General features: G+C 40.6%; 1 protein-coding gene. It reads left to right on the top strand.

Features of this window, described 5'->3' with window-relative positions:
- The first annotated feature begins 187 nt into the window (after nucleotides 1-187).
- Nucleotides 188-1,708 (top strand): catalase, encoded by a 1,521-nt coding sequence (locus KPC_RS19505; RefSeq protein ID WP_121975962.1) that lies wholly within the window; start codon nucleotides 188-190, stop codon nucleotides 1,706-1,708.
- Nucleotides 1,709-1,804: the final 96 nt, after the last annotated feature.

The raw sequence follows: 1,804 nt of genomic DNA, 5'->3' as shown, positions 1-1,804 counted from the left end.
TCATATTATTGATTTCTAAATATAAGCAGTTGAAATTATTTGAAACAAATGAGTATTTTTCAATTGTCTGATTTAACAATTGTTCACTATATTACCGAGCAGATTACAGTTAGTGTCTTCTTATAAACCAATAAGATTTCCCACATATCATAAAGCCATCATAGCCTATTAAAAATGGAGAAACACAATGAGCCAAGACTTAAAAAAATGTCCTGTTACCCACTTAACTACTGATGTTGGTGCTCCCGTTGTTGATAACCAAAACAGTATGACAGCAGGTGCACGTGGCCCTCTTCTTGCTCAGGATTTGTGGTTAAATGAAAAACTTGCCAATTTTGTTCGTGAGGTAATTCCTGAGCGTCGTATGCATGCGAAAGGTTCTGGCGCATTTGGTACATTTACTGTCACAAAAGATATTACAAAATATACTCGTGCAAAAATCTTTAGCGAAGTTGGCAAAAAAACTGAAATGTTTGCCCGCTTCTCAACCGTAGCAGGTGAACGTGGTGCAGCAGATGCAGAACGTGATATCCGAGGATTTGCTCTTAAATTCTATACAGAGGAAGGTAACTGGGATCTGGTAGGCAACAATACCCCTGTATTCTTTATGCGTGACCCACGTAAATTTCCTGATCTTAACAAGGCTGTAAAACGTGATCCGCGCACCAATTTACGTAGCGCAACCTATAACTGGGATTTCTGGACACTTCTTCCAGAAGCATTACATCAAGTAACTATCGTTATGTCTGATCGTGGCATCCCGGATGGTTATCGCCATATGCACGGTTTCGGTAGCCATACGTATAGCTTTATTAATGCCAATAATGAACGTTTCTGGGTTAAATTCCATTTCCGTACACAACAAGGTATCAAAAACCTGACTGATGCAGAAGCTGAAGCAATCATCGCTAAAGACCGGGAAAGCAGTCAGACAGACTTATATAATGCTATTGAGGATGGTAATTTTCCAAAATGGACCTTATTCATCCAAGTCATGCCAGAAACTGATGCAGAAAAAGTCCCATATCATCCATTTGATCTGACCAAGGTTTGGCCTCATGGCGATTATCCATTGATTGAAGTGGGTGAGTTTGAGTTAAACAAAAACCCTGAAAACTACTTCCAGGATGTTGAGCAGGCAACTTTTGCTCCAAGTAACCTAGTTCCAGGTATTAGTTATTCGCCAGACCGCATGTTACAAGCCCGTTTAGTGAACTATGCCGATGCTGCGCGTTATCGTGTAGGTGTAAATCATAATCAGGTTCCTGTAAATGCTGCGCGTTGTCCTGTCCACTCTAACCGTCGTGATGGTCAAGGTCGTATAGATGGTAACTATGGTGGTTTACCACATTACGAACCAAATAGTTTCCATCAGTGGCAAGAACAACCTGACTTCAGAGAACCACCTTTGAAGATTACTGGTGATGCTGATTTCTGGGATTATCGCCAAGATGATAATGACTACTTCAGCCAGCCACGTGCTTTATTTAACTTAATGACACCAGAGCAAAAAGAAGCTTTATTTGGTAATACTGCACGCGCAATGGGTGATGCACTAGACTTCATTAAATATCGTCATATTCGTAACTGCTATGCATGTGACCCTGCATATGGAGAAGGTGTTGCCAAAGCACTCGGTTTAACAGTTGCAGATGCTCAGGCAGCAAGAGCAACTGACCCGGCTCAAGGCAATCCTGGTTTACTCTAATAAGCCAATAAAAAATTGAAAGAAAACCACTTCCGAGTGGTTTTCTTTTTTTGTAGGTCTTGATATAGGGATATCTGCTACACTATAGAAATATTA

Source organism: Acinetobacter stercoris (assembly GCF_900323515.1).
Classification (GTDB): domain Bacteria; phylum Pseudomonadota; class Gammaproteobacteria; order Pseudomonadales; family Moraxellaceae; genus Acinetobacter; species Acinetobacter stercoris.
Note: the sequence above shows the minus strand (reverse complement) of the source record. Positions and strands in the feature narration are given on the sequence as shown.